The sequence below is a fragment of the Shewanella sp. W3-18-1 genome (assembly GCF_000015185.1).
GTDB classification, from domain to species: Bacteria; Pseudomonadota; Gammaproteobacteria; order Enterobacterales; family Shewanellaceae; genus Shewanella; species Shewanella putrefaciens.
In genome coordinates this window covers 498,390-525,086 of the sequence record NC_008750.1, presented here as the reverse complement: position 1 = coordinate 525,086, position 26,697 = coordinate 498,390, and the positions used below count along the sequence as shown (strand labels likewise).

The 26,697-nt window shown below is 44.1% G+C and carries 30 protein-coding genes; 10 read left to right on the top strand and 20 right to left on the bottom strand.

Annotation, left to right across the window (positions count from 1 at the left end):
* Positions 1–3 precede the first annotated feature (3 nt).
* From SPUTW3181_RS02520 to flgB, 13 genes are all read right to left on the bottom strand, one after another.
* Positions 4–807: a flagellin gene (locus tag SPUTW3181_RS02520; protein ID WP_011787871.1), complete on the bottom strand. Its 804-nt coding sequence runs from the start codon at positions 805–807 to the stop codon at positions 4–6.
* 145 nt (positions 808–952) lie between these two features.
* Complete coding sequence (locus tag SPUTW3181_RS02515; protein WP_011787870.1) at positions 953–1,966, bottom strand: hypothetical protein; 1,014 nt, start codon at positions 1,964–1,966, stop codon at positions 953–955.
* 12 nt (positions 1,967–1,978) lie between these two features.
* The gene (flgL, locus tag SPUTW3181_RS02510) at positions 1,979–2,896 is read right to left on the bottom strand and encodes a flagellar hook-associated protein FlgL (RefSeq protein WP_011787869.1); all 918 of its coding nucleotides are present in this window, start codon (positions 2,894–2,896) and stop codon (positions 1,979–1,981) included.
* Positions 2,897–2,907: 11 nt separating this feature from the next.
* Positions 2,908–4,281, bottom strand: a complete 1,374-nt coding sequence (gene flgK / locus SPUTW3181_RS02505) for a flagellar hook-associated protein FlgK (RefSeq protein ID WP_011787868.1) — start codon at positions 4,279–4,281, stop codon at positions 2,908–2,910.
* Complete coding sequence (locus SPUTW3181_RS02500; protein WP_011787867.1) at positions 4,278–4,685, bottom strand: rod-binding protein; 408 nt, start codon at positions 4,683–4,685, stop codon at positions 4,278–4,280. Before SPUTW3181_RS02500 ends, flgK begins: the two co-directional genes overlap by 4 nt.
* Entirely contained in the window at positions 4,685–5,803 is a 1,119-nt protein-coding gene (locus SPUTW3181_RS02495) for a flagellar basal body P-ring protein FlgI (protein WP_011787866.1), read from the bottom strand. Before SPUTW3181_RS02495 ends, SPUTW3181_RS02500 begins: the two co-directional genes overlap by 1 nt.
* A 15-nt stretch (positions 5,804–5,818) precedes the next feature.
* The gene (gene flgH / locus SPUTW3181_RS02490) at positions 5,819–6,481 is read right to left on the bottom strand and encodes a flagellar basal body L-ring protein FlgH (RefSeq protein ID WP_011787865.1); all 663 of its coding nucleotides are present in this window, start codon (positions 6,479–6,481) and stop codon (positions 5,819–5,821) included.
* Between the two features lie 10 nt (positions 6,482–6,491).
* Positions 6,492–7,277 (bottom strand): flagellar basal-body rod protein FlgG, encoded by a 786-nt coding sequence (flgG, locus tag SPUTW3181_RS02485; RefSeq protein ID WP_011787864.1) that lies wholly within the window; start codon positions 7,275–7,277, stop codon positions 6,492–6,494.
* An 11-nt stretch (positions 7,278–7,288) separates the two neighbouring features.
* Positions 7,289–8,023, bottom strand: coding sequence for a flagellar basal body rod protein FlgF (locus SPUTW3181_RS02480; RefSeq protein WP_011787863.1), 735 nt, complete (start codon positions 8,021–8,023; stop codon positions 7,289–7,291).
* 14 nt (positions 8,024–8,037) lie between these two features.
* Positions 8,038–9,225 (bottom strand): flagellar hook protein FlgE, encoded by a 1,188-nt coding sequence (flgE, locus tag SPUTW3181_RS02475; protein ID WP_011787862.1) that lies wholly within the window; start codon positions 9,223–9,225, stop codon positions 8,038–8,040.
* Positions 9,226–9,246: 21 nt separating this feature from the next.
* The gene (locus tag SPUTW3181_RS02470; RefSeq protein WP_011787861.1) at positions 9,247–9,909 is read right to left on the bottom strand and encodes a flagellar hook assembly protein FlgD; all 663 of its coding nucleotides are present in this window, start codon (positions 9,907–9,909) and stop codon (positions 9,247–9,249) included.
* Between the two features lies 1 nt (position 9,910).
* Positions 9,911–10,327 carry a flagellar basal body rod protein FlgC gene (flgC, locus tag SPUTW3181_RS02465; protein ID WP_011787860.1) on the bottom strand — a complete coding sequence of 139 codons (417 nt, stop codon included), beginning with the start codon at positions 10,325–10,327 and terminating at the stop codon, positions 9,911–9,913.
* A gap of 8 nt (positions 10,328–10,335) precedes the next feature.
* Positions 10,336–10,686: a flagellar basal body rod protein FlgB gene (gene flgB, locus SPUTW3181_RS02460; RefSeq protein ID WP_011787859.1), complete on the bottom strand. Its 351-nt coding sequence runs from the start codon at positions 10,684–10,686 to the stop codon at positions 10,336–10,338.
* 97 nt (positions 10,687–10,783) lie between these two features.
* Between flgB and flgA the strand changes: the two genes are divergently transcribed.
* From flgA to SPUTW3181_RS02445, 3 genes are all read left to right on the top strand, one after another.
* On the top strand, positions 10,784–11,521 hold the full coding sequence (gene flgA, locus SPUTW3181_RS02455) for a flagellar basal body P-ring formation chaperone FlgA (protein ID WP_011787858.1): 738 nt from the start codon (positions 10,784–10,786) through the stop codon (positions 11,519–11,521).
* 99 nt (positions 11,522–11,620) lie between these two features.
* Positions 11,621–11,905, top strand: a complete 285-nt coding sequence (gene flgM / locus SPUTW3181_RS02450) for a flagellar biosynthesis anti-sigma factor FlgM (RefSeq protein WP_011787857.1) — start codon at positions 11,621–11,623, stop codon at positions 11,903–11,905.
* Positions 11,895–12,350 (top strand): flagellar protein FlgN, encoded by a 456-nt coding sequence (locus tag SPUTW3181_RS02445; protein WP_011787856.1) that lies wholly within the window; start codon positions 11,895–11,897, stop codon positions 12,348–12,350. Before flgM ends, SPUTW3181_RS02445 begins: the two co-directional genes overlap by 11 nt.
* 76 nt (positions 12,351–12,426) lie before the next feature.
* Here SPUTW3181_RS02445 and SPUTW3181_RS02440 read toward each other — a convergent pair whose 3' ends face one another.
* Genes SPUTW3181_RS02440 through SPUTW3181_RS02410 form a run of 7 tightly spaced genes read right to left on the bottom strand, consistent with a single transcriptional unit; the run spans position 12,427 to position 19,228 of the window.
* Positions 12,427–12,849 (bottom strand): hypothetical protein, encoded by a 423-nt coding sequence (locus tag SPUTW3181_RS02440; protein ID WP_011787855.1) that lies wholly within the window; start codon positions 12,847–12,849, stop codon positions 12,427–12,429.
* Positions 12,827–14,176, bottom strand: a complete 1,350-nt coding sequence (locus SPUTW3181_RS02435; protein ID WP_011787854.1) for a FliI/YscN family ATPase — start codon at positions 14,174–14,176, stop codon at positions 12,827–12,829. The genes SPUTW3181_RS02440 and SPUTW3181_RS02435 overlap by 23 nt, the downstream gene beginning before the upstream one ends.
* The gene (gene fliH / locus SPUTW3181_RS02430; RefSeq protein WP_011787853.1) at positions 14,154–14,861 is read right to left on the bottom strand and encodes a flagellar assembly protein FliH; all 708 of its coding nucleotides are present in this window, start codon (positions 14,859–14,861) and stop codon (positions 14,154–14,156) included. The genes SPUTW3181_RS02435 and fliH overlap by 23 nt, the downstream gene beginning before the upstream one ends.
* Positions 14,861–15,847 carry a flagellar motor switch protein FliG gene (locus SPUTW3181_RS02425; RefSeq protein ID WP_011787852.1) on the bottom strand — a complete coding sequence of 329 codons (987 nt, stop codon included), beginning with the start codon at positions 15,845–15,847 and terminating at the stop codon, positions 14,861–14,863. Before SPUTW3181_RS02425 ends, fliH begins: the two co-directional genes overlap by 1 nt.
* Positions 15,848–15,863: 16 nt before the next feature.
* A complete protein-coding gene (fliF, locus tag SPUTW3181_RS02420) occupies positions 15,864–17,540 on the bottom strand; it encodes a flagellar basal-body MS-ring/collar protein FliF (RefSeq protein WP_011787851.1) in 1,677 nt (558 codons plus the stop codon).
* A 12-nt stretch (positions 17,541–17,552) separates the two neighbouring features.
* Positions 17,553–17,891 (bottom strand): flagellar hook-basal body complex protein FliE, encoded by a 339-nt coding sequence (gene fliE, locus SPUTW3181_RS02415; RefSeq protein WP_011787850.1) that lies wholly within the window; start codon positions 17,889–17,891, stop codon positions 17,553–17,555.
* A gap of 26 nt (positions 17,892–17,917) precedes the next feature.
* Positions 17,918–19,228: a sigma-54 dependent transcriptional regulator gene (locus tag SPUTW3181_RS02410; RefSeq protein WP_011787849.1), complete on the bottom strand. Its 1,311-nt coding sequence runs from the start codon at positions 19,226–19,228 to the stop codon at positions 17,918–17,920.
* Between the two features lie 1,075 nt (positions 19,229–20,303).
* On the opposite strand from SPUTW3181_RS02410, the gene SPUTW3181_RS02405 reads away from it, so the two are divergent.
* The 7 genes from SPUTW3181_RS02405 to flhA are packed head-to-tail and all read left to right on the top strand — an operon-like array spanning position 20,304 to position 26,547.
* Positions 20,304–21,185, top strand: coding sequence for a FliM/FliN family flagellar motor switch protein (locus tag SPUTW3181_RS02405; protein WP_011787848.1), 882 nt, complete (start codon positions 20,304–20,306; stop codon positions 21,183–21,185).
* Positions 21,178–21,537: a FliM/FliN family flagellar motor switch protein gene (locus SPUTW3181_RS02400; RefSeq protein WP_025008807.1), complete on the top strand. Its 360-nt coding sequence runs from the start codon at positions 21,178–21,180 to the stop codon at positions 21,535–21,537. Before SPUTW3181_RS02405 ends, SPUTW3181_RS02400 begins: the two co-directional genes overlap by 8 nt.
* Positions 21,534–22,268, top strand: a complete 735-nt coding sequence (fliP, locus tag SPUTW3181_RS02395; RefSeq protein ID WP_011787846.1) for a flagellar type III secretion system pore protein FliP — start codon at positions 21,534–21,536, stop codon at positions 22,266–22,268. Before SPUTW3181_RS02400 ends, fliP begins: the two co-directional genes overlap by 4 nt.
* 4 nt (positions 22,269–22,272) lie before the next feature.
* A complete protein-coding gene (locus tag SPUTW3181_RS02390; protein ID WP_011787845.1) occupies positions 22,273–22,542 on the top strand; it encodes a flagellar biosynthetic protein FliQ in 270 nt (89 codons plus the stop codon).
* 1 nt (position 22,543) lies between these two features.
* Complete coding sequence (gene fliR / locus SPUTW3181_RS02385; protein ID WP_011920057.1) at positions 22,544–23,323, top strand: flagellar biosynthetic protein FliR; 780 nt, start codon at positions 22,544–22,546, stop codon at positions 23,321–23,323.
* A complete protein-coding gene (flhB, locus tag SPUTW3181_RS02380) occupies positions 23,320–24,450 on the top strand; it encodes a flagellar biosynthesis protein FlhB (RefSeq protein WP_011787843.1) in 1,131 nt (376 codons plus the stop codon). Before fliR ends, flhB begins: the two co-directional genes overlap by 4 nt.
* A 15-nt stretch (positions 24,451–24,465) precedes the next feature.
* Positions 24,466–26,547 (top strand): flagellar biosynthesis protein FlhA, encoded by a 2,082-nt coding sequence (gene flhA / locus SPUTW3181_RS02375; protein ID WP_011787842.1) that lies wholly within the window; start codon positions 24,466–24,468, stop codon positions 26,545–26,547.
* Positions 26,548–26,697: the final 150 nt, after the last annotated feature.

Sequence of the window (26,697 nt, the reverse complement as noted above, 5' to 3'; positions counted from 1 at the left end):
TAATTAGCGCAGTAAGCCCATCACTAAACCCGTATTTTGGTTAGCAGAAGACAGTACTGTAGTACCTGCTTGAACCAGCAGTTGGTTACGCGTCATATTGGCTGATTCAACCGCAAAATCGGCATCCATAATACGGCCTGCTGCGGCTTTAGTGTTTTCAGTCACGCTGGCTAAGTTAGCCGCAGTATGGCCAAGACGGTTAATATTGGCGCCTAAAGTTGAACGCTCAGTACCAACAGCAGCAAGGAATGTATCCACGAGCGTAATCGCTGCGTTAGCACCTGTTGTTAGATCACCTGCTGCTAATGCAGCGTCATCGATAGCTGTTGTTGTAACGGCCAATGTTTCAGCCGTTCCTGCGCCAATTTGGAAAGTCACACCCGCTTCCAACTTAGTGAACAGGTTATTACCAGCATAAGTTGTATTATCGAGAATACGGGAAATTTCTTTGTTTAGCTCTTTAAACTCAGCATCCAATGCAGTTAAATCATCTGCTGAGTTCACACCGTTAGCCGCTTGGGTCGCCAATTCTTTTTGACGATTGGCAATGGTCGTTAACTCTTCTAACGCACCATCAGCAGTTTGCAGCATAGAGGTCGCATCTGAAATATTACGTGAGGCAGTTTCCATACCTTTCACGTTTGCATTCATACGGTTAGCAATTTGCAGACCCGCTGCATCATCTGATGCACTGTTGATACGTAAACCTGTTGATAAACGCTCCATCGCGTTAGTCAGTAGGTTATTGCTTTTGTTTACAGCGCCCTGTGCAACGATTGAAGCGTAATTAGTGTGAACACCTAACATATTAATTCTCCAGAAAATAACGGCTATCTTGGTTAAACCTGAATTCAGGCATAACTCAATAAGGCGACACAAATCCCTCAACACTAAAACCCAAAATCGTATTTTCAAAAATTAAATGCGCTAACTTGGGATTCAACTCAAAAAATTAGAGTAGCAATGCGCTAACTTGCTCACGGTTGGTATTTCCCTGCGCCATTAAAGATGTCACTTGATAGGAAAAAGGATAGGGTTGCATAAATTTATGCAAATGCTGGAGTTCAACCTTAGGCTGACTGGATGCGGTCAATTGCTTAACCTTTGCGAGTAATAAGCGATGGGAAGCGTTAATTTCCTCTATTTGTAATGTCACTTTTTTCTCAACCTTAGCGATTTTAGCTAAGGTGATTTTTAACTTTTCAGTATTATCAAAATGCCATTCACGGGGATCTTGCCAACTAAATATCTCTTCAAGTGGAATATTTCTTGGCTCACCAGCAGGGAGTCTTTGGCCCTCACCGACCATTAAAATCCCACCGCAAAGCTTTGTCCAAGTGTCATCCTGCGCCATAAATACAGTGTCATGGGGGGATGAACGATCAATACCAATCCCGATCGAAGCTAATACGGGCCCTATTATCTCTTGTAGCGCTAGGCGATTTTTATTTGCTGGTAAAAGCAAATGCAATGTTTGCTTTTCAGTAAATAGCGTTATGCGTTCATCGCGGTTCTTAGGCGAGGTGAGATCCACCCGCCTAAACTTAAAAAGATGCAAAGCGGCAGGCTGGGATACTGAAATCAAATTGAGATGATGATCGAGTAAACGCTTGCCTTGGTAGTGAGGTTTTATTTCAATAAGTTGACGCCTCACTTCTTCAGCTCTGTTTAAGGTATCCTCAATAATCGTATTCTTATTAAATAGGCAGGTTTGTAACTGCTTATTAAGCTGCCCCATTAACTGCTTAGCTAAGATTAAACTCTGTAATACAACTTGCGAAGCACTGATATTATGCTGCTCTTGAGTCACTTTAGCCCAACGACCATAGGCTTCTAACCTATGTTTAGGGATAGGCCGCGCCTTAGGGATGCTGCGCGGTGAAGCCGATATTGGTGCAACATATTGAGACGTTACCGTCTGACTTTGGTGTAATTGAGTAAGCGACTCACCGATCCCTTTGATCATTTAACTCATTACCTACATATGATTGAAAAGGGACAATTGACTAATCTGCACAAACGTTTGTTGAGTGATTTTTAATGCGGTTAGCTTCACATTGAACTCCGCGGTAGCGGCAGCATAATCAAGCTCCTGCGTTTCACCGATCACTTGCTTGCTAAATAACACCATCTCTTCATGGGAGCTTTTCACTAACGCGAGATTATTCTGCTTGCCACCAAAATCTGTAATAGCCGCGCCTATGCTATCTAAGGTTTCACTTAAGGCGGTTTGTATTCCATTAGCGGCGGCACTAAAGGCGGGATCGCTTGGCGACAAACTCGGATCCTTCAACACACTAATATAATCCATTGTTTGGTTTAGAATATCTTGCCCTGCATTAGAAAATAATAACTGCTCAGCGGTGACATTAGCCGTTGTCCATGAAGAATTTGAAGTTTGCACTGTTCTCTGATTGGCATCACCTTGATACACATATCGACCAGTAGCATCTTTAACAACGGGGATTTTATCAATCACATTACCTGAAAAAAGATAATTACCTGACTCATCTGTAGCATTAATATTATCCACTAAGCCTTTTAAGAGTTCTTCCATTTCTGAAGCATAGGAAGCTCTATCTTCTACCGAAAGGTTTGAGCTATTGGTGGCAATACTGATCTCTTTCATCCGTTGCTGCGTCTCAACCATACTGGATAAATAGGTTTCAGAGCGGCTCATACTGGTACTTAACGAGTCGATATTTTTAATGTATTGCTGCACTAATGCTAAATCGCGCTGGTTATCCATTACCCTAACAACGCCGATAGGATCGTCAGAAGGCGCCAATATCGAAACGCCTTTAGAGAGCATTTGATTCAAACGTGCGACATCATACGTTGTGTTCTGCAAACTGTTTAAATTATTAGTGTAGAGATTTTGCATTGTTACACGCATGGATAATGTCCTTAAAAGCTACTTAGCATAGTTTGAAACAGCTGATCCGCAGTGGAAATCACCTTGGCATTGGCCATATAAGACTGCTGATAAATGATCAGATTAATCCCTTCTTCATCGGGATTAACACCGCTGGTACTCGCCCATTGGACTTGTGCATCTTTTTGCAAATCCACACTGGTTTTGGCAAATGAAATAGCCTGGCGAGAAGCAGAACCCAATTGGCCGACTTTGCTGGAAAAGGATTCCGCTAAGCTGGTACTACTGCCAAGGCTAGTAAAACTCAGTTCCTTATTGGCCAACTGCACTAAGGCTTTCAAGTTTGTGTTATCTCCTTGGGTGCCATCCTGACCAAAGGCAAGTTTATCAGGCGTAAAACCAGCAGTTAGCGATAAACTCCCACCAGGATTATTGGCTTGATACGTAAAGAGATCCTGTGATGGTGTTGCACCATTTAAATCAGTACCAGAAGCGAGAATGGAATTGAACTCGGTTGCCAACATCACCGCTAATTCATCAATATAGGCTTGAGAGTCAGCAAGTTGAGTATCACGATAGTTAAGTAATGCCCCTAAACTGCCGCCCGCAGTCTGATCGACGTTAAACTGGCTCGCCCCAAATTGAATCGATACTAGATTATTTTTAGGGTTAGCAGGATCAGGTGCGCTGGTCAGTTTAGCCGCGGTATTTCCAGTCAATAACGGCTCACCTCGGGCCAGCGAGATATTGAGCATACCTTGGCTATCTTCAACGACACGAATATCGATAATAGCGGCTAAGTCATCAATGGCCGCATCGCGGCCATCCTGCAGTGCAGGTGGAATTGTACCTGTCACACTGGCAGCCTGAATATCTCGATTGAAATTAGCAATGATAGCAAGTTGAGAGTTAATCTCTTTAACCGATGTCCCCAGTTGCCCATTGATCTGATTACGCTGCGAGTCAATATTATCGTTAATCGCATTCACTCTTTGAGCGACGGCCTTAGCCTCATTGAGCACACTTTGTCGGTAAGCGATTAAATTAGGCTGCTCCATAGAGGAGTTTAATGCTGCAAATAATTGGTCAAGACCTTTTGAAATATTATTTCCATCTGCACCAAATACTTGTTCAGCCTGACGCAAATAGCTGCTTTGCACTTTAGAAAAGCCAACGGCACTCGTGGTTTGCCACAATTGGGCGACCTCGTACTGATCTGAGATCCGCCGAACACCATCCACAAACACACCCGCGCCAGAGCCATATGCGCCGCCACCAACTGAACTTAGCATGACTTGCTGACGTGAATAACCTGCAACCATAGCATTAGCGACGTTATTTGACGTCGCATTCAATGCCGCCATACTTGCCAGTAAGCCAGACTTACCAATATTCAACATGCTCATTTAAAATCCTTCACAATGGGCCGCATTATAAGCGCAGGCTGCATTGCTGTAGTTGTCATCTGTTGAGGATCAAAGGCGACCGGATCTTTCTCGGACTGAAATGAACGTGATAGCTGCTTAGTCATCACTTCTGCTAATCCCATACCATTGACTTGGCTCAAGCGATTTGCCAACTCCGCATCATGTAAGTCTTGATAAAGGCCATTATTACTTTTGGCCGTTAAAGGATTATCTTCATCGGCCATCGCGTCGGTGGCGGAACGCATCTGTTTAAGCACGGTCTGCAGGAACTGGGCTTCAAATTGCTGGCTAACCATCTTTAGCGCGCCCTGCTCACCATTAGCCTTTATCAGCTCATCGGCATTGAGCTTACTTAAGTAACCGTTTGGATTTTCAACTTTCATTAGATCACCACCAAATCAGCTTCTAAGGAACCCGCTTCGGATAAGGCTTCCAGGATAGCCATCAAATCCATTGGAGTAGCACCTAAACTATTAACTGCTCTCACAATCTCCTCGATTGACGTGCCCTCTGGCCACACAAACATCCGTTTATTACCTTGCTCAACCAGCACTTGGCTATCGTTAGTGACGACGGTTTCTCCCGCTGCATTGCCAAGATAAGCGCCATTAGGTTGGCTGACATTTTGGCGCTCGACAATCGTCACTGTTAAGTTGCCATGGCTTACGGCGGCTTTTCTTGCAACTACATCGCCCCCCATCACCACAGTACCTGTACGACTGTTAAACACGATCCGGGGTGAACGTCGGCCTTGGTCAATCTTAAGTTCTTCAAGCATGGACATAAATGTCACACGCTCTCGATTCGATTTAGGTGCATGTATCAATACCTTGGCATGATCTTGTGCACGCGCGACATCGGGACCAAAGAGTTCATTCACTGCGCGCTCAATATTTCGAGCCGTTTTAAAATTGGGATCTTTCAGATTTAAAATAATGTCTTCATTATCACTAAAGTTACTTTTGATGGGCGCCTCAAGTAAGGCGCCATTGGGAATGGTGCCAACAGTTGGGACATTGACAGTCACAGATGACCCATTACGACCCGCGGCAGAAATACCACCGACAACGAGGTTCCCCTGTGCCACCGCATAAATTTCGCCATCGACAGCACGTAGTGGCGTCATTAATAAAGTCCCCCCTTGGAGGCTCTTCGCATCACCAAGGGATGAAACGGTCACATCCAAGGACTGACCAGGGCTCGCTAGGGAGGTAATAGTGGCATGCACAGCAACAGCGGCAACGTTCTTTAATTTAGGATCGGTTTTATCATCAATTTGTACGCCAAATTGTTTAAGCATATTAACAACAGATTGACTGGTAAATTTGACTTGAGAGCGATCACCCGTGCCACTTAAGCCAACAACTAAACCGTAGCCTACCAGTTGGTTATCACGTAGCCCTTGTACATCAACAATATCCATCAAATAGCGACTTTGACTTTGCTCTTGAGCCTGTAATGTTCCACTAACCAAAAGTAGCAATAATAAACAACGTAGCATTACAAAAATCCTTGGTTAAAGCGGGAACCATGGGCTATTAAAGTAGCGAGAAGCCCACCCCATAGCATTACTGTCGGCAATAGCGCCTTGACCACCATAAATAATTCTGGCATCGGCAATACGCTGCGATGATATGGTGTTGTTATTGCCAATATCATCGGTACGTATGATGCCAAGCAGGCGTAAATATTCATCGCCTTGATTTAATCGCAGCCATTTTTCACCACGGATCAACAAGGTGCCATTAGGCAACACCTTAGAGACGGTAACGGTAATCGAACCTGATAATTGGTTTTGCTGTGTACTGGAACCTGCGCCATTAAACCCTCGAGAAAAGGAGGTTTTACCATCTGCATCGGCGGTTTTTTCGCCGATATTTCCCTTAAGTCCCATGCCAATATCTTGTTCTTTATTCGTTTTGGTATCCGCTTTTTTACTCGAATAAGTTTTTTCATCTAACGCAACAGTTAAAATATCGCCCTCACGGAAAGCACGTTTATCCTTAAATAGCGTCAACATGTAGCCGGGACGATAAAGACTGCCATCTTTTGCATCTGGCAAGCTGTAGTCAATTTCTGGTGGAGCCCACTCTTTGGTTCCAGGTTTGGTTTCCTGATCTGGAATATGTGACATACAACCCGACAGCAGTGCAAAACATAAAAGCCATAACCAGTGCATTACCGCCTCCCTAAACCGATTGATTGAGGAATTTGAGCATATCGTCTGAGGCTGAAACGACCTTGGCATTCATCTCATATGCTCTTTGGGTAGAAATCATTTCAACCATTTCTTCCACTACATTGACGTTTGCGCCCTCTAGTGCGCCCTGTCTTAAAGCACCTAAAGCTTGATCACCAGCGACACCTTCAACAGCCACACCCGATGCCGCAGTTTCACGGTAAAGGTTGTCACCACGTGCCTCTAATCCTGCTGGATTGGTAAAATTAACCAGTGTGATTTGACCTAAATCTTGTGGCTCAGCTTCGCCAGCCATTTGTGCAGTAACAACACCATCACTCGCAATAGTGACAGTTAATGCATCTTCAGGGATCACAATATTAGGCACTAAGGGTAGCCCTTGCGACGTGACCATCATGCCTTCACTGCTGCGATAAAACTGACCATCACGGGTATAAGCAAGATCGCCATTAGGTTCTTCAACTTGAAAAAAACCATGGCCTTGAATCGCCAAATCCAGTTGCTGACTGGTATTTTGCATATCCCCTGTCGTGAATATTTTTTGGGTACCCACGACCCTTGTACCAGCTCCGAGTTGTAATCCGGAGGGGAGGTTATTTAATGCATCGACCTGACCGCCCGGCTGACGCTGGACTTGATAAAAAAGATCATTAAAGGCGACACGATCACGCTTAAAGCCTGTGGTATTCACGTTTGCCAAGTTGTTGGCAATGGCGGTCATTTTCGTATCTTGTGCTGTTAGGCCAGTTTTACTTACCCATAACGCTGATTGCATACCACTAATCCTTAAACATTACCCAGCAAACGATTACCAGCCTCAGCTAGTTTTTCGGCACTTTTCATTAACTTAACTTGAATTTCAAACTGACGGCTCAGATCCATCGACGCAATAAGCTCCGACACGGCCTGCACGTTACTCGATTCAAGGAATCCACTATCGACCAGTACGCCATCATCCTGCGCCATCAACTGACCATCTCGGCCGTAAAGCAAACCATCTTGGCCTTTTTGCATTAAAGCTAAATCGGGATTGACTAGTTTTAATCGACCAACTTCTTCAATGATCCCACCTTCTGAAGGCAACACACTGACGGTACCATCTTCACCGATGAACAGATCTTTATGCTCAGGGAGTACGATAGGGCCATCGTTTCCTAATACTGGCCGGCCATCAATGGTTAACTCTCCCTCGGCATTAGCAATCAAAGCCCCTGAACGGGTATAAGCCTCGCCCCCCTCGACGGCAACCGTAAATAATCCACGGTCCCGAATCGCCAAATCCAAGGTTCGACCTGTAGGGTTGATCACCCCACTTTGGTGGCTAAAACCACTGTTTTCGGTCTGCGCCATTACCCGCGTATTTAAGCTATTACCTTGAGCAGCCAAAGCAACCGCATTCACCCGCTCTAGATCGGCTTTAAACCCTGCGGTTTCAGCGTTAGCCAAGTTATTCGCACGAATACTTTGCGCTTCAAGAATACGAACTGCACCGCTCGCCGCGGTATAAAGCATCTTCTCCATGTTAGCGTCTCGTATTAAATGGCATTAAGTAACGCTTGCTGCATTGTCGAGTTAACATCGAGCACTTTAGCGTTGGACTGATAATTACGCTGTGCCGACATAAGGTTAACCATTTCAGCAGTCGTATCGACATTCGAGCCCTCTAAATACCCGCCAGTTACGGTTCCCATAGTGCCCGTTGATGGCGCGCCAGTAATCGCTTGTCCCGCCGTATTAGTCGCGACCCAAGCATTGTTACTCACTGCGGACAAACCATTTGGATTGCTGAAGTTAGCAAGGATGACTTGTCCCTGTAACTGCTCTTGGCCGTTGGTATAAGTGCCATACAGCATACCGTTATCATCTAAGCGCACCCCTTTCAATTCACCCGAGGTATAACCGTCTTGAGATAAGCTGGAGTTGTTGTATTTGGCGGCATACTGAGTGCTTTTATCGAAATTGATTTCAAACTGGAGGTTGGATGCGCCATTAGGTAAGGTAAGATCGAAGGCTTGTTTGGTCGTTGTTGGGTCTAAAACACCTTTAGCGTCAAATGTTAATGTCGTTTGTTCGGTGAGTTGAACGCCATCCAGAGTGTAATTAACAGTCCATTCATTCGGTGCAGTTTTGACATAATACTGAGTCACAACATGCTCTGCACCCAAGGAATCATAAACGCTAGTCGTTCCAATTGAGTGATAGCTATTGATATCTTTAGGATCAAAAGCAACGGCTATAGGGTCTACTCTGGCATCTAAATTGGAAACAAGGCCAACTTGAGTTGTCGCTTTTGCTGCAAGTGATGCGGTTTGTACCTGTAAATCACCCACATTACCTTGCTGGATTTTTCCGGTGGCATTCACAGAATATCCCTGCAAACGACTGCCTACGGGGTCGGTAATGAAGCCTTGGCTATCCTTGTGGAACATCCCCGCTCTAGCATACATAGCGCCGCCATCGGTGCCCTTAAGCACAAAGAAGCCTTCTCCTTGAATGCCCATATCAAGTTGACGGCCTGTGTACGTTAAGCTGCCACCCTTAGAAAAGTTCTGCGTCGTGGACATCACACTAACACCACCCGCTTGGCCACCGTTATAGATAGATGCAAACTCGCTGCGTCCACCACGGAAACCATTGGTTGATGCGTTAGCGATGTTATTACTGATGGTATTGAGGTCTTGGGTCGTCGCCTGTAATCCACTTAAAGCTATGTTAAATGACATCTTAATTTCCTATAAAATGAGTTACGAAACTTCAGAAATATTGAGAACTGAAATCACACCGACACCATGGCCCATTTCAGCCATCATCATGCCCGATGCACTGGAAAAATGGATTCGCTCTATCGGTGCTTTTATATACGTAGGCGCGACTAAACTATTTTCACCCAGTGTCGCCTTCGCTTTGATTTCATATTGGCCTTTTTCTAATCCCAGCTCATCTGGATCGATAGCAAAACGAATATCACCGACAGCTTGCGCACCTAATTGCATAGTGTGGACAACTTGCCCTTCGGAATTCACAATCTCGATATCGAGTGCTTCAACCGCATTCTCCAAATACACTTTTCCCTCAACCGTTTCACCATCTAGCTTAAATTCAGACACAGGCACCATGGCATTCTTGCCGATCAAAGACGCCGATTGCACAATGCCTAAATTTTCCATCATGATCATTTGGTTGGATTGATTCTTCCGCATCCCTTCTAAACTTTCGACCTGCGAAAACTGCGCTAGCTGAGAGATATATTCAGCACTGTTAAGCGGTTTAGTCGGGTCTTGGTTTTTAATCTGCGCAATCATTAATGTCATAAATTCATTTTTTAATGATGCTGCATCATTCCCCGGTGCCGCCAATGCGCCAGCAGGATTCTGGACTGGGTTATTTGTTGCGCTAGCCACTTCCATGCTATTTATTTCCTAGTTGCAATAAGCCCTGCTGCATAGAGCGAGCACGATTCATCACCTCTACACTGGTCTCAAATGAACGGCTCGCTGCCATCATGTCAGCCATTTCTTCAATGGTGTTTACGTTAGAATAAGCGACATAACCTTGTTCATTGGCAAAGGGATGATTCGGCTCATAACGCATATCTAATGGCGCATCGGCCTGCACTATATCGCTCACCTCAATCGACGCTCCGATAGCCCCTTGTTGAGTTGAATCGTAAATAGTGGCAAATACTGGCTTTAAGGCACGATAGGCTGACTCAGGAGTTTCGGCAGCAGCCCCCGCATTAGCGAGGTTACTCGCCACCGTATTTAGACGTATGGTCTGGGCATTCATGCCAGCACCCGCTATCTGATAAATATCACCAAATGACATATAGGCTCCTAACGACCTTCAATGGCAGATTTTAGACCTGCTATTTTCATGTTCAAAAAAGTCAAACTCGTTTGATAATCCATCGCATTCTGTGAATATCTCGCCTGTTCTTTACCGAGTTCCACGGTATTATCATCGGCGGAGTTTTGATAAGGCATGCGATAAGCAAGACTGTACTGTTGATTCATTTGCATGCCAGCTTCAACCTGCTTCATGGCTGCCTTGAAATCTAAATCTCTTGCTTTATACCCTGGAGTTTCGGCATTGATTAAATTGCTCGCTAATACCTTGCTTCTCTCCACTCTAAAATCGAGTGTCTGAGGATGTATTCCTAATGCTTTATCAAGGTTGATAGCCATCTAAACTCCTAGTACTGTATGCCTAAATTAATATCGATGGCCAAGCAGCTTACAATTAGCATGCCAATATACTTATCAATATAAAACAGTTGGTTACATGAACGCGTTACGAATAGACGGAAAGTCTTTTTCCCTCATTTTGTTATTGAGCCTATTACTACTTCCGCTCAATGTGCAGGCGAAAGGGAAGCTTTCTGCAACTGAGCAAATATCTCAGCAAATGACAAATGCCGTGTCAGCCGAAATTGCACGCTGGCAAGAGTCGCAGGAGATCAAAAAGATCAGTAAAAAAATCTCACTACACATTCCATCGAGTACGGCAAAATTAAAAACGTGTAGTACAGCGCTGAATATTGAAGCGGCCAAAGGACTCCCTTTTGGTCGGCTCCAGCGCAAAGTCAGTTGCAGTTCTGAAGGTTGGTCACTGTATGTTCGCGCTAAGGTTGATCTCAGTGCTTACATTCCTGTCACGAGTAAAACCCTCGAACGGGATGAGGTTGTCACGGCAGAAAATTTACAATGGAAAATGCTGCCATTAACGGCATCAGATCAAGATATCATTACCGATGAAAAGCATATTTTAGATCAGGCTGTAGCTAGAAAAATAAGAAAAAACAAACCAATAAGAACGAATAACCTAAGCGCGCCATGGCTTGTGAGCATCGGAGAGGAAGTGATTATCGAGGCAGCCAGTGCCACCTTTTATGCCAATATGCTAGGGGTCGCGATGGATGCAGGTAAGCAGGGAGATGCCATTCGAGTGAGAAATACAAGTTCAGGCAAAATCATTACCGCTTACCCAGTAGCAAAAGGCAGAGTGCAAACCCGCTTTTAGGCTGTAGACCGGATCTAAATAAATCAAAATTTTATTTTAGAAAAACACCATTAGGGTCGCCTATATCTAGTATCAGACCATTTATGACGATGAACATCTATGGAAATTAATAAAATTAACAGTGCGTTAAGCACTGATTTCAACACAAGTAAAAGCGTTAATACGCCCAAAAAGCCTGTTGCATCAGAAAATTTACCAGCATCTGCGAAGCAAGATATTAGTGATGACTGGCAATTACTGGAACAAACCCATAAAGAGTTACACACTATCTCTGATGTTGATACGGATAAAGTCGCCGCCATTCGTCAAGCATTAAGTAACGGTAGCTTTGAACTGAGCTTAGATAAAATTGCAGAAAAGATACTGATACAACATGGAAAATAGCCAAGTAAATAAGCGTGAACTCGTTCAAAGCTTAATACGGGACATTCGTCAAGATCTTGATGGATATAGCCAACTAAAAGCGATGCTTAAGCATCAACGTGAATTAATGCAGCGCAGAGATAATGATGCACTCCTTGCCCACAACGAGCGTCAAACGGCACTTTGCAATAAACTCGCGTTAAGAGCTAAACAACGTAGTGAAAATCTCGCAATTCTCGGTTTTAATGGTGACAACACGGGTATGAAGCGTTTAATTACCGCCCTACCCGATCACTTAAGACCACAAATTAAAATGTCATGGGACAACTTACAACTGTTAGTCAAAGATAGCCAAACTGCCAATGAAACCAACGGACGGTTACTTGTGATGCAACAAGAAACCATTAACCGAATTTTGAATCGCGATGGCCAACACCAAGAAATTGATTACGGCGCCAAACGTTAAGTAAACTCTATGAGCGGGAGTGTCCAAAGCACTCTATCATAGGCAAGAGTGGTATTGTGGTGACTCCCTGAACTGATTAACTTTTCTTCTTATAATAGATACCTGCCATATCATCAACTATGGCCTGCTCATTGCGAGCCACTCGCGCCTTTTCCTGAAGATGTGTTTGTTTTTCAAGCCACTTTAAACTTTGTTGACGCCCTAACTGTTTACGCCAAAGCCGATCAATACGTTGTTGCTCCTGTTGAAGAAACATGTCTTTTTGAACTAACTTTACCCGCATGGGTTCAAGGGCTTGCGCCATACTTGCCGAATTTTGCCAAAGTAAAACATTGCCGCCTTCTTTAGCACCACGGTAAGTAAAAATCATCTGCGACAGGGCTTGATGCTGTTGTTGGTTCAGTTGGACATTCTGGCTGGAATCTTCGCGCTTTTGACCAAGCTGGGCTAACTTTTTTTCAGCTTGTATACATAACTTAGAGAGATGACGCTGGCTCATATCCCATGACTCCCATCAATTGCTCTAACTGCACTAAACTCTCGGCGAGATTGATTTTAGTTTGCGTGGTTTGACGTAAAAATTTTGCCATCTCTGGGTATACACGTACTGCCAGATCCATTTCAGGATCTTGGCCCGCTTGATACCCTCCTAAAGGCAATAAATCTCTCACTTCATTATAACGGCTTAGAATATGCCTAAATATCTGACTCTGCTCGATACTGCTCGCCGTAGCTATCTGCATCGCAAGACGGCTAACCGAGGCATTAATATCAATGGCAGGAAAATGCCCTTGTTCTGCAAGTTTACGGCTCAGTACGATATGACCATCTAAAATAGCCCGTGCAGCATCAGCAACCGGATCCTGCTGATCATCCCCTTCCACTAGAACGGTATAAAAAGCCGTCAGAGTGCCCGTTGGATGCTCACCATTTCCCGCCATTTCAACTAATCTGGGTAACTGTGCAAACGCCGATGGAGGATAACCTTTTGTTGCTGGCGGCTCGCCTAAACTCAGGGCGATTTCACGCTGTGCCTGTGCATAACGCGTCAATGAATCAACCAATAACAACACTTGCTTGCCCTGATCCCGAAAGGCACAGGCAATAGAATGGGATAAGCGCATAGCACGCAAGCGCATGAGTGGGGTAGTATCTGCAGGTGCTGCAATAATCACCGCGCGCTTACGACCCTCTTCGCCGAGCGTTTCCTCAATAAACTCACGCACCTCACGGCCACGCTCACCAATTAAACCCACCACCACAACATCCGCATCGGTAAAGCGCGTCATCATGCCGAGTAATACACTTTTACCTACACCAGAGCCCGCAAATAACCCCAGTCGTTGCCCTCTACCTATAGGCAGTAAGCTATTGATGGCACGGATCCCAACGTCAAGCGGTTGCCTGATAGGTTGTCGTAATAATGGGTTATAGCTGGTATGTGATTGCTGAACCTGTGAAACATCGGTGAGATCGCCGAACAAATCGAGTGGCTGGCCGAGCCCATCAAGCACCCTGCCGAGTAATCCATCACCAATCGCAATCGTTTGCTCATGGGTAATAGGCAATACTCTCGCCCCCGGCATCAACCCCTGAGTAGGTTCGATAGGCATAAGGCAAAGTACATCTCGGTGAAAACCAACGACCTCAGCCTCAATTAAACGACCATGACGTCCTTCTATCTGACAACGATCGCCCATGCCAAGCTGACAACCAACGGCTTCCAGCAATAAACCATTGACTCGGATAAGACGTCCATAAACTCGAGCAACCGGTACCCGTGGCCAATCGTCTTGGAAAAAATCAGCCTCCAATATCGGCCTCATGTAACTTGGCTTCAACTAACTTCATGCAGGTATCAAGTCTTGTTTCAACCGAGGCATCTGCATCGGATTTATTACTGACAATACGACAACTGCCCGCCGAAATATTGCTATCTGCAATCAGATTCCAGCCGCGGATTTTATCCTCAGCCAGTTCTTTTAATTTAATCACAGCATTAGGCTCTAAATGGATCTTCATGTCCGATTGATCATCGGGCAAGGCACTCAGCGTTTCTTCCACGAGTTTGAGGATCTGTTGTGGCTGAAGGGTTAGCTCACAGCGTATCACTTGCTGTGAAACCCGACGGACCAAATCAAGGATCAAGTTTTGTTGCTCACGTACCTGTTTAGCATGCCCATCTTCAAGTAATTCCCGCAAGGCACCAAGCGGCACAAGCAGACTATTAAGCTGTTCATTAATAGAGGTTTTACCTGCGGCAACACCTTCCAGTTTACCTTGATGAAAACCTGCCGCATGTCCTGCAATGCGCCCCTCTTCTATCCCCGCCTCATAGCCCGCATTCTTGCCTTGGAGCACGCCTTCCTCATACCCCTCATCAAATGCCTGCTGATAGCTTTGAAAATCACTACCTGTATCTGAGGAATCAACAGCATCATGCAACGCTGGGAAACGATAGCGACGTGCAAGATTCGGATTTAGACGCCAACGTGAATGCTTGTTTTCCATTAGACAACGACCTGCTCTTCAAATAGCTGCAATTCAATTTCACCCTCTTGCATCAATTGTTTAGCAAGCTCCATGATCTCTTTTCGTGCACCGCTCGCTCGGCTAACAGGTACACCCCCTAATGCTTCTATTTGGGTTTCAATCGCCGATGACATCCGCTTAGGTAGCGCATTGAGCAAGGCATCTTTTAATTCAAAATCAATGCCTTTTAATGCGAGTGATAAAGTTTCTGAGGGGACTTGCCCTAGCAGCGTTTGTAGTGTCTCTTGTTTTTGACGACCTAAAATAATGAAGTCAAACATGTTATCGGTTACGTCAATCGCCATTTGTTTATCATGGAGTTTGATCATTTCCATTAACTGTTCACGATCGCCCTCAAAGCGATTGAGTATATCTGCAACCTGTTTTACACCTGCCACTTGTGTATGACTTTTCTCCATTGCCATCAACATACAACGCTCGACAAGCTCACGTAATTCATCGACAACATTACGATCCAACTCACCCAGTTGTGCAATACGGACAAGCACCTCATCTTGGCTATCGCTCGGTAACATTTTCAATATCTTAGCAGCACTCTCTGCGGGCAAAAGCCCTAACAATACCGCTTGTAATTGACAATGTTCATGGGTGATTTCCCGTGCAAGTAATTGAGGATCAACCCACTCAAGCCGCTTCACCAGCACTTTGATTTCATCACCGTAAATACTGTCAATTAAACTTTTTGACAGTCTATCCCCGAGCGCAATGTCGAGTGTCTTCTGTAAATAGGAGCGTGAGGCTCTTGCAATACCCGATTGCTCTTTGTAACGCTGGAAAAAACGACTAAGAACAGCTTCTGCTTCTTGCTGAGTAATACTGGATAACCGCGCCATTTTGTGGCTTAAGTGCTGTACGTCGTTACGGTCTAAATGCGCCATCACCCTAGCTGCACCTTCTTCTCCCATACTCAGCAATAACATGGCTGCTTGGGCGTAATTATCCATCTTAATTTCGATTGAGTTATTCACCGTCTTTATCGCCTATCCAATGAGCTATCACTTCTGCAACACGTGCGGGTTCTTTATTTGCCAATAATGCTAAATGTTCCATCTTCACCGTTAAAGGTGATCCTGGTTCAGGCAAACCTTGGCTGCCTAGCCAATCAGCACTCGGTAATTGATGGGCTTGATTAGGTGCATAATCAACCGTTGGCCCATCAAGGGCATTGGCTGATGCCGCACTTAATGCTGCTGGTTCTATACTAGGGGCAGTGATTTGTGCCGTACGAGTTAAGTGTTTAACCAAAGGACGTAAGACAAACAAAATAAGCCCAAAACCGAGGATCCCACCTATGATATAGCGTAAATAGGATTGATAATTTTCGGATTGCCACCAAGGAGAAGTCGGTATTTCAGCCACCACTGTCGGCGTAAATTCAAAAGCATTGATGGTAAAACTGTCACCTCTTGCCGCTGAAAAACCAATGGCATCTTTCACCATGTTGCCAAACTTAACAAGCTGAGCCTCATTATTAAATACCCCTTGACCCGCCGCGCTATTGATGAGTACTGAGACAGAGAGGTTTTCAAGCTGCATTTGTTGGTAACGCACATGACGCACAGAACGTCCAACATCATATTGACGACTTTCCTCTTGCTTCAGATTACGTGTTTTGTCATCCGTTGCCGCGGTCCCGACCTGAGGAGGCTTATTGCTTAAAGCACCAGGGATCCCTGCCGCAATACTATTACTCGAGTCATCAATACTGGTGCGCTCTTGGGTTACGACATTTTGTGGATCGAGTGACTCCTTGGTTTCTTCAACCTGATTGAAGTTAACTTTTGCCGTCACTCGTACTTGGAAATTATCGTGTCCAAGCACAGGCTCCAGCATAGAGGCAGCATTGGCGACTAAACTATGTTCCAACTCACGAGTGTATTGTAATTGCTTATTCCTAGACTGGCTAAGATCTTGATTACCCGAAATGTTTTCACTTAAATACCGACCATCTTGATCAACGACTTTAATATTACTTGCGGTGAGTCCAGTTACACTGCCAGCCACTAAGTTAACAATGGCCTCAACCTGTGATTCAGATAAACGTGTATTGGGGTCAAGCTGCAACATCACAGAGGCCGTGGGTAATTCCGGCTCCTGACGAATAAATAGACTCTGTTTAGGTATGGCTAAATGAACTCTGGCCGCTCTCACTAACTTTAATGACATAATAGTGCGGGCTAACTCACCTTCTAAACTATGGCGATATTTGGCTTGCTCCATAAATTGGCTCGTACCAAGCGCATTATTATCGAGCGCCTCCATACCTGAAGGTACTTTCGCTTTCACGCCTTTCGCCGCCAAGAGCATACGTGCATTACCGACTTGCTCCTCAGCCACCAGCACTGCCCCTGTATTTGCCTCAAGACGGTAATGAATCCCTTCAGCTTCTAATACATTAAGCACTTGAGAGGTATCGACATTTTCTTGGCTACCGTATAAAGGTCGATACCCCGCCGTTGCCGTCCAGAGCATTAACACTATTACGCTGGCAACAACCACAGCGAGTAGCGCTAAGGCAATGACCTGACGATCTCCACGGTTAAACTTATGCCATTTCTGGGTCATATCAGCAATGAGGCCTGACGAACGCTCAGTTCCCGTAATATCCTGACCTGATTGAACAAAAGTGGTAGACATTCACACAATTCCTTAAATAGGCATCTTCATTACATCGTCAAATGCTTGCACAAGACGATTACGAATTTGAAGCATAGTCGCAAAGGACAAACTGGCTTTTTGCGAAGCCACCATAGCACCGACAAGATCATCACTCTTTCCACTATCAACCGCAGTCATCGCCATAGAGGATTGATTCTGATCTTGGTTAACGGCAGCCACCTTACTCTTTATCAAGTCCGTAAATGAGCCATAAGCCTGACCATTATCGGCGGGGTTAGGGGAGATATTGATCGCTCCTTTAGCCACTTCCCGATGAATACTTAAGGTGTCCATTAGCATATTCGAGCTAACTATCGCTCCAGAAGACATATTTTTTCCTATTACTTTGTATCACGCTAAGCAGCGCGGCCCGCTTGTTCTAATAACATTTCAATATCAATCCCTGCTTCCCGCATTTGTACGAGTCGATATCTTAACGCTCTCGTCGTCATCCCTAACGCCTGTGCACTTAAGGTACGTTGCCCATTGAAACGCTTAAGTACGTCGATAATATATTGGAACTCCGCCTGCTGCTTTGAAGCCCTAAGTCCATCAGTCACTTCTGGATGCTCAACCGCCTGCACTTCTAGCTGAATGTTTAAGCCAAGATCGGCAGCTTGTATTGCAAGCCCACGACGCATCACCAATGCCCGCTGGATACAATTTTCTAATTCCCTTACGTTTCCGGGCCAATCATAGGACACAAGGGCTTGCTTTGCGTGCTCACTAAAATAACAAGTACTGGTGGTATCTGGCTGGTGATATAAGTCCAAGAAGTGCTCAGCAAGAGGCAAAATATCTGCCTTTCGATCTCTTAAAGGAGAAATTTTCAACGGTAAAACATCTAAACGATAAAATAAGTCTTCTCTGAAATGGCCGAGCTCTACTGCCTGCCTTAAGTCACGATTAGTAGACGCAATTATCCTGATATCTAACGCTATTGCATGCTGCCCACCCAGCCTTTCCACTTCTCTTTCCTGCAAAACTCGCAGTAATTTCGCCTGCAACGTCAAAGGCATTTCACCAATTTCATCGAGCAATAACGTACCGCCATTGGCTTGCTCAAATTTCCCGGCCTTATCACAAATTGCACCTGTAAAGGCGCCTTTTACGTGCCCAAACAATACGGACTCAAGGATACTTTCTGGAATTGCAGCACAATTAATCGCAATAAAAGGTTTATGTGAACGCGAAGAATGACGGTGAATATAACGAGCGAGAGGTTCTTTGCCTGTACCACTTTCGCCCAGTAATAGAACGCTGGCTTCAGTGGTTGCTGCGCGATGGGCGAGCATCAACAACTGCCGACTGACAGATGCCGATACCACCAAACTAGAGTCAGGTAACTCTAACCGTCGTAATCGATGAATAGACGCGAGCAATTGCTCACTTTCTACGGGAATTAATAAATAGTCTTGAACGCCAGCACGCATCGCTGCGGCGGCTAACTCACCTTGTTCTGGCGCCAACAAAGCAAGCTGGTTACGACTAGGGAAACGAGCGAGATAATCCTTTACGTCACTAGGACTACAATCAGAAAGATTGACGATTGTGAGCCAAGGCAAGTCCATTTTATCATTCCAAAGGCAAAAATTTTCATGCATTATTTTGCATATAAGATCCGCCGATAGATTTAGCCCTTCAATCCGTATACTTAGGCTTCTCACTCGCCAACACCCTCTTGTTTACCGCACATGAAATAACACCTTAGTTAATGGACTAATTTTTTGTGTAATTGAGTTTAAATAAAATTTATTACAACTAACCAAATAGATAATATATTAACCATTTATACTGGCTGGCATATTGAAAAATAAACACTCAATGCGGAAATAAAACTTCCCATTCAGCATAAATCAAAAGAGGAAGCATTGCTTCCCTTGTATAGTGATAACCATATGCTTATTCACTGCATCAAAACTATTACCAAACAAAAAGCATAAAGATCAAAAAACATCCACCACGAACAAAAGTGTGATCCACTTCAAAATTAACCAGTTCTTTAGATATCTATAACAACTGAAGTAAAAATATAAAAGTACAGATAAAAATAGACGCTATGAACCTCTGAATCACTACACCAGATACCACAATTAATCGTGACATCCTGATACATATAACTTAAGACTGACTTATACCAAATATACTTGTAAATTAATATATCAGAATGATAAAAATATTATCATTGCAATAAAATAGTAAACTCAACTTAACTGATTAAATTTACATCAGCAAAACATTATAAACTGCGGTAAAAAGTAAAACCAATATAAAACAATAACTAAGATGGACCGAAGTTATGTTTACAGTATGAAATGACAAAAAATCATTAAAACGTCAAAAAAAACACCATTGCCAAAATAAAGTTTTCACGACAATTTATTGACACAACAAATAAAGAAGTCATTTAATCTAAATAAAAGATTGTACAGTTATCCGTAGCACATTCTCTTTACAAATCACTTTAAATATCATTTCATTCACATTTATTTCTATTTTATCAATAATTATTATTGAATACCTTAGCCGGATTACCTTATTATCAGCCTCGTTTAAAACGGAACGCTTCCTGCATATCTATTCCACACTCCGTTTGACCCTATTGAATATCTATAGATGATTGACTGAGATAAGTAAAAACCTTTAGCACTCGATTTAAGTACGCTTTTTATACAGAAATGAGCATTGTAAGTTACAGACTAAATTCTCGCGGTACTGAAACTGCATTTAATAGGAAGTAAAATGAAGATAACCGCAAAAGCTCGGCTTATTAAAGCGAGTTCGGATGAGATGATCCGGCCTATTATGTTAGTCCAAGAGAAACTCGCTAGAACCCGTTTATTACAACAACTGGTTCAGTTGCATCGCCCACTTATTGATGCCATCAATAACATTTTATCTCCCCTTCTAAGACAGGGGCATTCGGCTGTCTCTAGTTCTCATTTAACTGAACCTAGAAAACCCATTATCCCTGAGCATTACTACGCTTGGTTCATATTGAAGCACCAGCAGAATATTCTGGGTTATTGGAGGATAGATCGTTGTACGCTCGATCAATTAGCAAGTAATTACTATGGCAGTATGTCAACGCCATTAAACTCCCCCTTAAGGGATCCTAGCCAGTCTGAATTTAGATTGGCCAGAAAGTTATTGCTGTCAGTGGTTGATAAGCTGCCAAATAACACAATAGATACCAGTGCTCTTGAAGTTGAATTGATTAAAGGTCAAATGGAGCTTGCTGTGTCGGCGGTATGGTCGTTCAATTTTAGCCAAGAGTCACAAACACCACCGATGCTTTTTTGCTTAACCGAACATTTACTTGGACATTTAGCAGAACAACCTAAAAAATCAGAAGTAAGTGCAGATTTACCTGCAAAATTAGCCATTTGGCTAAAGAATCTTCCAGTAAAAATTCAAGTGACACTTGGGCAACATAACATCCCAGTACACTCCCTTGGTCAGTTAAACACTGGTGATATTTTACCCATTAATTTATATCCAAAAACCTTGTTATCCATCGGAAGTACCCCTCTATTTCATGCAACTGTGCATAGTCATGAAGGGCTGATGGTAGCGAAATTGACTCAAGATGTTTACCAGTATGAGGAGAACGACATTGGCTGAACAACCTATTTTATCGGATGATGATTTTCTATTAGATGACGATATTTTCTCCGAAAAAAGCCTGTCAAAACAGGACACCCAAAGCCGAAAATTGAAGAATAACAATTTTTTTCAACAGCTTCCGGTACAAGTTACTCTCGAACTTGCCAGTGCAGAAATGTCATTAGGTGAGCTAAACCGTATGGGAGAAGGTGATGTTATCGCACTCGATCGTATGGTAGGTGAGCCTCTGGATATCAGAGTCAATGGCGCACTACTCGGTCGAGGTGAAGTCGTAGAAGTCGCAGGTCGATACGGTGTACGTCTGTTAGAAATAGAAAGTATCGCGCTGGATGGGACAATTAACGAATGATAGTTCGGCTGCTTTTACTCTCTACTTTTTTGTTCGTTCCCCACGCTATAGCATCCGAAGGGCTGACCTTATTTACATTGGACAGTGGAGAAAGTAGTCAAGCAGTTAACATTAAACTCGAAATTTTAGCACTCATGACAGCCATTAGCTTTTTGCCTGTCATGTTAATGATGCTTACCAGTTTTACTCGAATTATCATTGTATTAGCCATCCTAAGGCAGGCTCTAGGATTACAACAAAGCCCGCCCAATAGGGTGCTGGTAGGAATAGCGCTAATACTCACTATCTTTATTATGCGTCCCGTGGGAGACAAGATTTATAAAGAGGCTTACCTGCCCTATGATCAGGGTAAGATCGAGTTAATGGAAGCCATTTCGATTGCAAAGGTCCCCTTAACTCGGTTTATGTTGGCACAGACGAGAGAGACAGATCTCGAACAAATGCTAAAAATCGCCAATGAACCTACACATATGAAAACGGCAGAGGAAGTGCCATTTTTTGTTCTGATGCCTGCGTTTGTATTGAGTGAACTCAAAACCGCCTTTCAAATTGGTTTCTTAATCTTCTTGCCTTTCTTGGTTATCGATTTAGTGGTCGCAAGTGTGCTTATGTCGATGGGGATGATGATGCTATCGCCCTTAATTATCTCACTCCCATTTAAGTTAATGATTTTTGTATTGGTCGATGGTTGGGCTATGACAGTCAGCACCTTAACTGCCAGTTTTGGATAGCTAAATGGACATCAATGAACTGACTGCTCTTTTTGCAGATTCCATGTTTCTTGTCATTATGATGGTTTCGGCACTGGTCACGCCAGGGCTGATCTTGGGCTTAATTGTGGCGGTATTTCAAGCCGCAACGCAAGTCAATGAGCAAACCCTCAGTTTTTTGCCGAGACTTATCATTACCTTGCTGATGGTGCTATTTTCAGGCCATTGGCTCATACAACAGCTAAGTGATTTATTTGACAGGTTGTTTATGAATATCCCCCATATTATCGGTTGATATGCTGTCACTGACCTCAACAGAAATCAGTATGCTCATCGGCGGCTTTTGGTGGCCATTTTGCCGGATCATGGGTGCTTTTATGATAATGCCACTCTTGGGTAATGCTTATGTACCCGTGATGGTAAGAATTTTTCTTGCGCTCAGTATCGCTGCATTGCTCGCACCTATGCTCCCACCCGTTCCACCTGTCGACGCAATCTCACTCGCGTCACTTTTTTTAGCCATTGAACAGCTACTCATTGGGTTTATGCTCGCATTATTTTTAACGCTGCTAATCCATGTAATGACCATGCTTGGCAATATTATGTCCATGCAGATGGGACTCGCAATGGCAGTTATGAACGATCCTGCCAATGGTGACTCAAGCCCGATCATCAGCGAATGGTTTCAAATTTTTGGCACTTTGATTTTTCTTGCACTCAATGGCCACTTAGTTGCCATCAATATCATTGTGGATAGTTTCCGTTTATGGCCGATTGGTCATGGCATTTTTGAATTACCACTCATGGGGTTAGTGAGCCGATTGGCTTGGCTGTTTGCGGCATCACTTATGCTCGCCATACCAGCAGTACTTGCCATGCTAATGGTCAATATTACTTTCGGAGTGCTAAGTCGCTCTGCGCCCTCATTAAATATCTTCTCACTCGGATTTCCCATGACGATGTTAATGGGGTTGCTCTGTGTTTTTCTGTCACTGAGTGGCATACCTAGTCGTTACAGCGATCTCTGTTTAGATGCCTTGACCGCCATGTATCAATTTATAGGTGGGATCACATGAGCCAAACGCAGCAACAAGACAAAACAGAAGAAGCCACACCGCAAAAGCTACGCAAAGCAAGAAAAGAGGGGCAAGTACCCCGTTCTAAAGATCTTGCCTCAGCCGCTCTTGTCCTTGGCTGCTCCGTTATGCTCACCAGTAATGCGAACTGGTTCGCGACAAAAGTCAGTGGATTAACCAAATACAATATGTTGCTCACGCGTGCTGAGTTAGATCAACCTGACATGATGGTACGTCACCTTGGTACTAGCCTAGTTGAAATGTTAACTATCTTGAGCCCACTTTTTATTATGGTCGCACTGCTCGCCGCCATTGCAGGGGCATTGCCTGGTGGCCCTATATTTAATGTTGGAAACGCTAATTTTAAATACAGCCGAATTGATCCTATCGCAGGAGTAGGAAGAATATTTTCCACTCAATCCCTTGTTGAGTTGCTTAAATCCTGTTTAAAAATCGTGCTTCTGATCAGTATCATGCTGGTTTTTTTGAATGGTCACTTACAGAGTTTACTCAGTTATAGTCATCGCCCAATTGACGAAGCCGTCCGTGATGGCATAAATCTTTTATCCCAAGGAATGCTTTACCTCGGAGTAGGACTACTCGTCATCGCTTTTATCGATGTGCCATACCAATACTGGCATCACAAAAAACAATTGCGAATGTCGCGCCAAGAGGTAAAAGACGAGCATACCCAGCAAGAAGGTAAACCTGAGATCAAGGCGAAGATCCGTCAGTTACAACAACGCATGGCTAGATCCCGTGCTGATACGACTATACCGAAAGCAGATGTCCTTTTAGTCAATCCGACTCACTATGCAGTAGCATTAAAATACAATCCTGACTTAGCCGATGCACCTTATGTATTAACAAAAGGTACCGAAGAACTGGCTCTCTATATGCGAGAACTGGCCAAAAAACATGGTGTCGAAATTATTGATATCCCACCTCTCACTCGGGCTATCTACCATTCAACACAAGTCGATCAACAGATCCCCAGTGCATTGTTTATCGCCATCGCGCACGTATTAAGTTATGTCATGCAAATAAAAGCCTCTCGTAAGGGTTTACAACAAAAACCTGAACCTTTGCCACACTTTTTTATTCCACCCCATTTACGTCACGATTGAAGGATTGCTTAACCTATGAATTGGCTACGACGCACCTTTTCAGGAAATTACAGCTATATTGGTATTCCAGTTATGCTGCTCGCTATTCTCGCTATGGTGATTCTGCCGCTACCGGCATGGCTACTAGACATTTTATTTACGTTTAACATCGTTCTTGCCGTGATGGTGCTACTGGTGAGTGTGTCTATCAGGCGGCCGCTCGAGTTTTCCGTATTTCCCACCTTGTTACTACTTGCCACCTTAATGCGTTTAACCTTAAACGTCGCATCAACGCGCGTGGTGCTGATTGAGGGCCACGAAGGTGGCGATTCGGCGGGTAAGGTCATTCAAGCCTTCGGTGAAGTCGTTATTGGTGGAAACTATGTTGTCGGTGCCGTTATCTTCCTCATTTTAATGATAATTAACTTTGTTGTTATCACTAAAGGTGGCGAACGGATCTCCGAGGTCTCGGCACGGTTTACGTTAGATGCCTTACCCGGTAAACAGATGGCTATCGATGCCGATCTCAATGCTGGCACGCTAACCCACGAACAAGCACGCGTACGTCGTCAAGATGTTGCTAGGGAAGCCGACTTTTACGGTTCCATGGATGGGGCATCAAAATTTGTTAGAGGTGATGCCATTGCGGGGCTATTAATCTTAGCCATCAACATTATTGGCGGGATCTGCATAGGTATCTTTATGCATGATCTCAGCGCCGCTGAAGCCTTTAAAACCTATGCCTTATTAACCATTGGTGACGGCCTTGTCGCACAAATTCCATCGTTACTGCTCGCCACCGCTGCCGCCATTATTGTCACACGTGTTTCCGATGCGGAAGAAATGCCGACTCAGTTAAGTCGACAATTATTAGCCAATCCAAAAACCTTAGCTACCGCGGCCATTGTGATGGGAATTCTTGGGATAACTCCGGGAATGCCAGCATTAGTCTTCCTATCTTTTGCGATATTGCTTGGTTTCGCCGCATGGAAGCAAAACCAAAATAGGGCTGCTTTTACCGAAGAAAAAACCGAAGAACTGATAGAAACGAGCCTAACAGAACCTTCAGCGCCTAGCTGGGAATCACTTCCCTTTATCGATATTATCGAAGTGCGATTAGGCTATAGACTGGTCCATTTAGTTGAAAAAACGAAAGGTGCAGAGTTACAGAAGCGCCTTACAGGGATCAGACGCACGCTATCAGAACAAATCGGATTTTTACTCTCAGAAGTCAGAGTGCGTGATAACTTAGCCTTAGCGCCACATGCGTATCAAATCAACTTTATGGGAACACAGGTGGCCATTGCAGAACTCGAACCCGATTTGCTGTTAGCCATAAAAAGTGGCCCCGTCTATGGCAAGATTGATGGGATCTTAACCAAAGAACCCGCCTATCAAATGGATGCCATCTGGATCCAACCAGATTTAAAGGCTAAAGCACTCAACTTGGGTTACTCAGTGGTCGATAACGCAACCATTATTGCCACTCATGTGAGTAAATTATTGCGTGAGTCACTGCCTGAGTTATTGCAACATGATGATATTATGCAATTAACTGACAGACTCAGTAAGCAAGCACCAAAACTCGCTGAATCACTCAGTACGAGCTTAACCCCCATTCAGTTACTCAAAGTTTTTCGCTTGTTACTCAAAGAACAAGTGCCGCTTAAAGATATACGCACCATAGCGACAACCTTGCTGGAATGTAGCGAACAAACTAAAGATCCGGTATTACTTGCAGCGGATGTGCGCTGCGCCTTACGCAATAGCATATTGCACCAAATTGCTGGCAGCAGTGCGCAGTTAAATGTACTCACACTTACCGCTGAGTTAGAACAAACATTAATGACCGCATTAAATCAATCACAACAGCAAGGGCGTGTATCGCTTGATAGCTTCCCAATAGAACCGAACCTACTTGCACAGCTGCAACAAAAAATGCCGCAATTACTCGCTGATACAAAAGAGAAAGGCTACAACCCCATTCTACTTGTATCACCACAACTTAGGCCCTTCCTCGCCCGTTACGCATTAGCATTCGCAAGAGGGTTGCATGTTTTATCCTACAATGAAGTCCCTGAAACAAAAGAGCTGATGATTGCAGGACAACTTGGGTAATTAGAGACATAGATCCCTCTCGCGTTATCAAATTTTTATCGTACAACAAGCATCAATGGCAGAACGCTAAGCTAACTAGCGTTCAACATTGATGCCATGTGCACTGAGCACGATTTAGCACTCAGGATTAAAAAGTTGAATGCTGAGCGC

What these genes read in the sequence shown, in the direction of transcription:
- flgK (WP_011787868.1), bottom strand. Translation starts at nt 4,281, where the DNA reads ATGAGCATGTTGAATATTGGTAAGTCTGGCTTACTGGCAAGTATGGCG.
- flgB (WP_011787859.1), bottom strand. Translation starts at nt 10,686, where the DNA reads ATGGCTATCAACCTTGATAAAGCATTAGGAATACATCCTCAGACACTC.
- SPUTW3181_RS02515 (WP_011787870.1), bottom strand. Translation starts at nt 1,966, where the DNA reads ATGATCAAAGGGATCGGTGAGTCGCTTACTCAATTACACCAAAGTCAG.
- SPUTW3181_RS02405 (WP_011787848.1), top strand. Translation starts at nt 20,304, where the DNA reads ATGAAGATAACCGCAAAAGCTCGGCTTATTAAAGCGAGTTCGGATGAG.
- SPUTW3181_RS02445 (WP_011787856.1), top strand. Translation starts at nt 11,895, where the DNA reads ATGGAAAATAGCCAAGTAAATAAGCGTGAACTCGTTCAAAGCTTAATA.
- SPUTW3181_RS02520 (WP_011787871.1), bottom strand. Translation starts at nt 807, where the DNA reads ATGTTAGGTGTTCACACTAATTACGCTTCAATCGTTGCACAGGGCGCT.
- SPUTW3181_RS02435 (WP_011787854.1), bottom strand. Translation starts at nt 14,176, where the DNA reads ATGAGGCCGATATTGGAGGCTGATTTTTTCCAAGACGATTGGCCACGG.
- SPUTW3181_RS02440 (WP_011787855.1), bottom strand. Translation starts at nt 12,849, where the DNA reads ATGAGCCAGCGTCATCTCTCTAAGTTATGTATACAAGCTGAAAAAAAG.
- SPUTW3181_RS02390 (WP_011787845.1), top strand. Translation starts at nt 22,273, where the DNA reads ATGGACATCAATGAACTGACTGCTCTTTTTGCAGATTCCATGTTTCTT.
- SPUTW3181_RS02470 (WP_011787861.1), bottom strand. Translation starts at nt 9,909, where the DNA reads ATGGAAGTGGCTAGCGCAACAAATAACCCAGTCCAGAATCCTGCTGGC.
- SPUTW3181_RS02425 (WP_011787852.1), bottom strand. Translation starts at nt 15,847, where the DNA reads ATGGATAATTACGCCCAAGCAGCCATGTTATTGCTGAGTATGGGAGAA.
- SPUTW3181_RS02480 (WP_011787863.1), bottom strand. Translation starts at nt 8,023, where the DNA reads ATGGAGAAGATGCTTTATACCGCGGCGAGCGGTGCAGTTCGTATTCTT.
- flgA (WP_011787858.1), top strand. Translation starts at nt 10,784, where the DNA reads ATGAACGCGTTACGAATAGACGGAAAGTCTTTTTCCCTCATTTTGTTA.
- fliE (WP_011787850.1), bottom strand. Translation starts at nt 17,891, where the DNA reads ATGTCTTCTGGAGCGATAGTTAGCTCGAATATGCTAATGGACACCTTA.
- SPUTW3181_RS02500 (WP_011787867.1), bottom strand. Translation starts at nt 4,685, where the DNA reads ATGAAAGTTGAAAATCCAAACGGTTACTTAAGTAAGCTCAATGCCGAT.
- flgL (WP_011787869.1), bottom strand. Translation starts at nt 2,896, where the DNA reads ATGCGTGTAACAATGCAAAATCTCTACACTAATAATTTAAACAGTTTG.
- SPUTW3181_RS02495 (WP_011787866.1), bottom strand. Translation starts at nt 5,803, where the DNA reads ATGCTACGTTGTTTATTATTGCTACTTTTGGTTAGTGGAACATTACAG.
- fliH (WP_011787853.1), bottom strand. Translation starts at nt 14,861, where the DNA reads ATGGAAAACAAGCATTCACGTTGGCGTCTAAATCCGAATCTTGCACGT.
- flgM (WP_011787857.1), top strand. Translation starts at nt 11,621, where the DNA reads ATGGAAATTAATAAAATTAACAGTGCGTTAAGCACTGATTTCAACACA.
- flhA (WP_011787842.1), top strand. Translation starts at nt 24,466, where the DNA reads ATGAATTGGCTACGACGCACCTTTTCAGGAAATTACAGCTATATTGGT.
- fliR (WP_011920057.1), top strand. Translation starts at nt 22,544, where the DNA reads ATGCTGTCACTGACCTCAACAGAAATCAGTATGCTCATCGGCGGCTTT.
- flgE (WP_011787862.1), bottom strand. Translation starts at nt 9,225, where the DNA reads ATGTCATTTAACATAGCTTTAAGTGGATTACAGGCGACGACCCAAGAC.
- flgH (WP_011787865.1), bottom strand. Translation starts at nt 6,481, where the DNA reads ATGCACTGGTTATGGCTTTTATGTTTTGCACTGCTGTCGGGTTGTATG.
- flgG (WP_011787864.1), bottom strand. Translation starts at nt 7,277, where the DNA reads ATGCAATCAGCGTTATGGGTAAGTAAAACTGGCCTAACAGCACAAGAT.
- fliP (WP_011787846.1), top strand. Translation starts at nt 21,534, where the DNA reads ATGATAGTTCGGCTGCTTTTACTCTCTACTTTTTTGTTCGTTCCCCAC.
- flgC (WP_011787860.1), bottom strand. Translation starts at nt 10,327, where the DNA reads ATGTCATTTGGTGATATTTATCAGATAGCGGGTGCTGGCATGAATGCC.
- fliF (WP_011787851.1), bottom strand. Translation starts at nt 17,540, where the DNA reads ATGTCTACCACTTTTGTTCAATCAGGTCAGGATATTACGGGAACTGAG.
- flhB (WP_011787843.1), top strand. Translation starts at nt 23,320, where the DNA reads ATGAGCCAAACGCAGCAACAAGACAAAACAGAAGAAGCCACACCGCAA.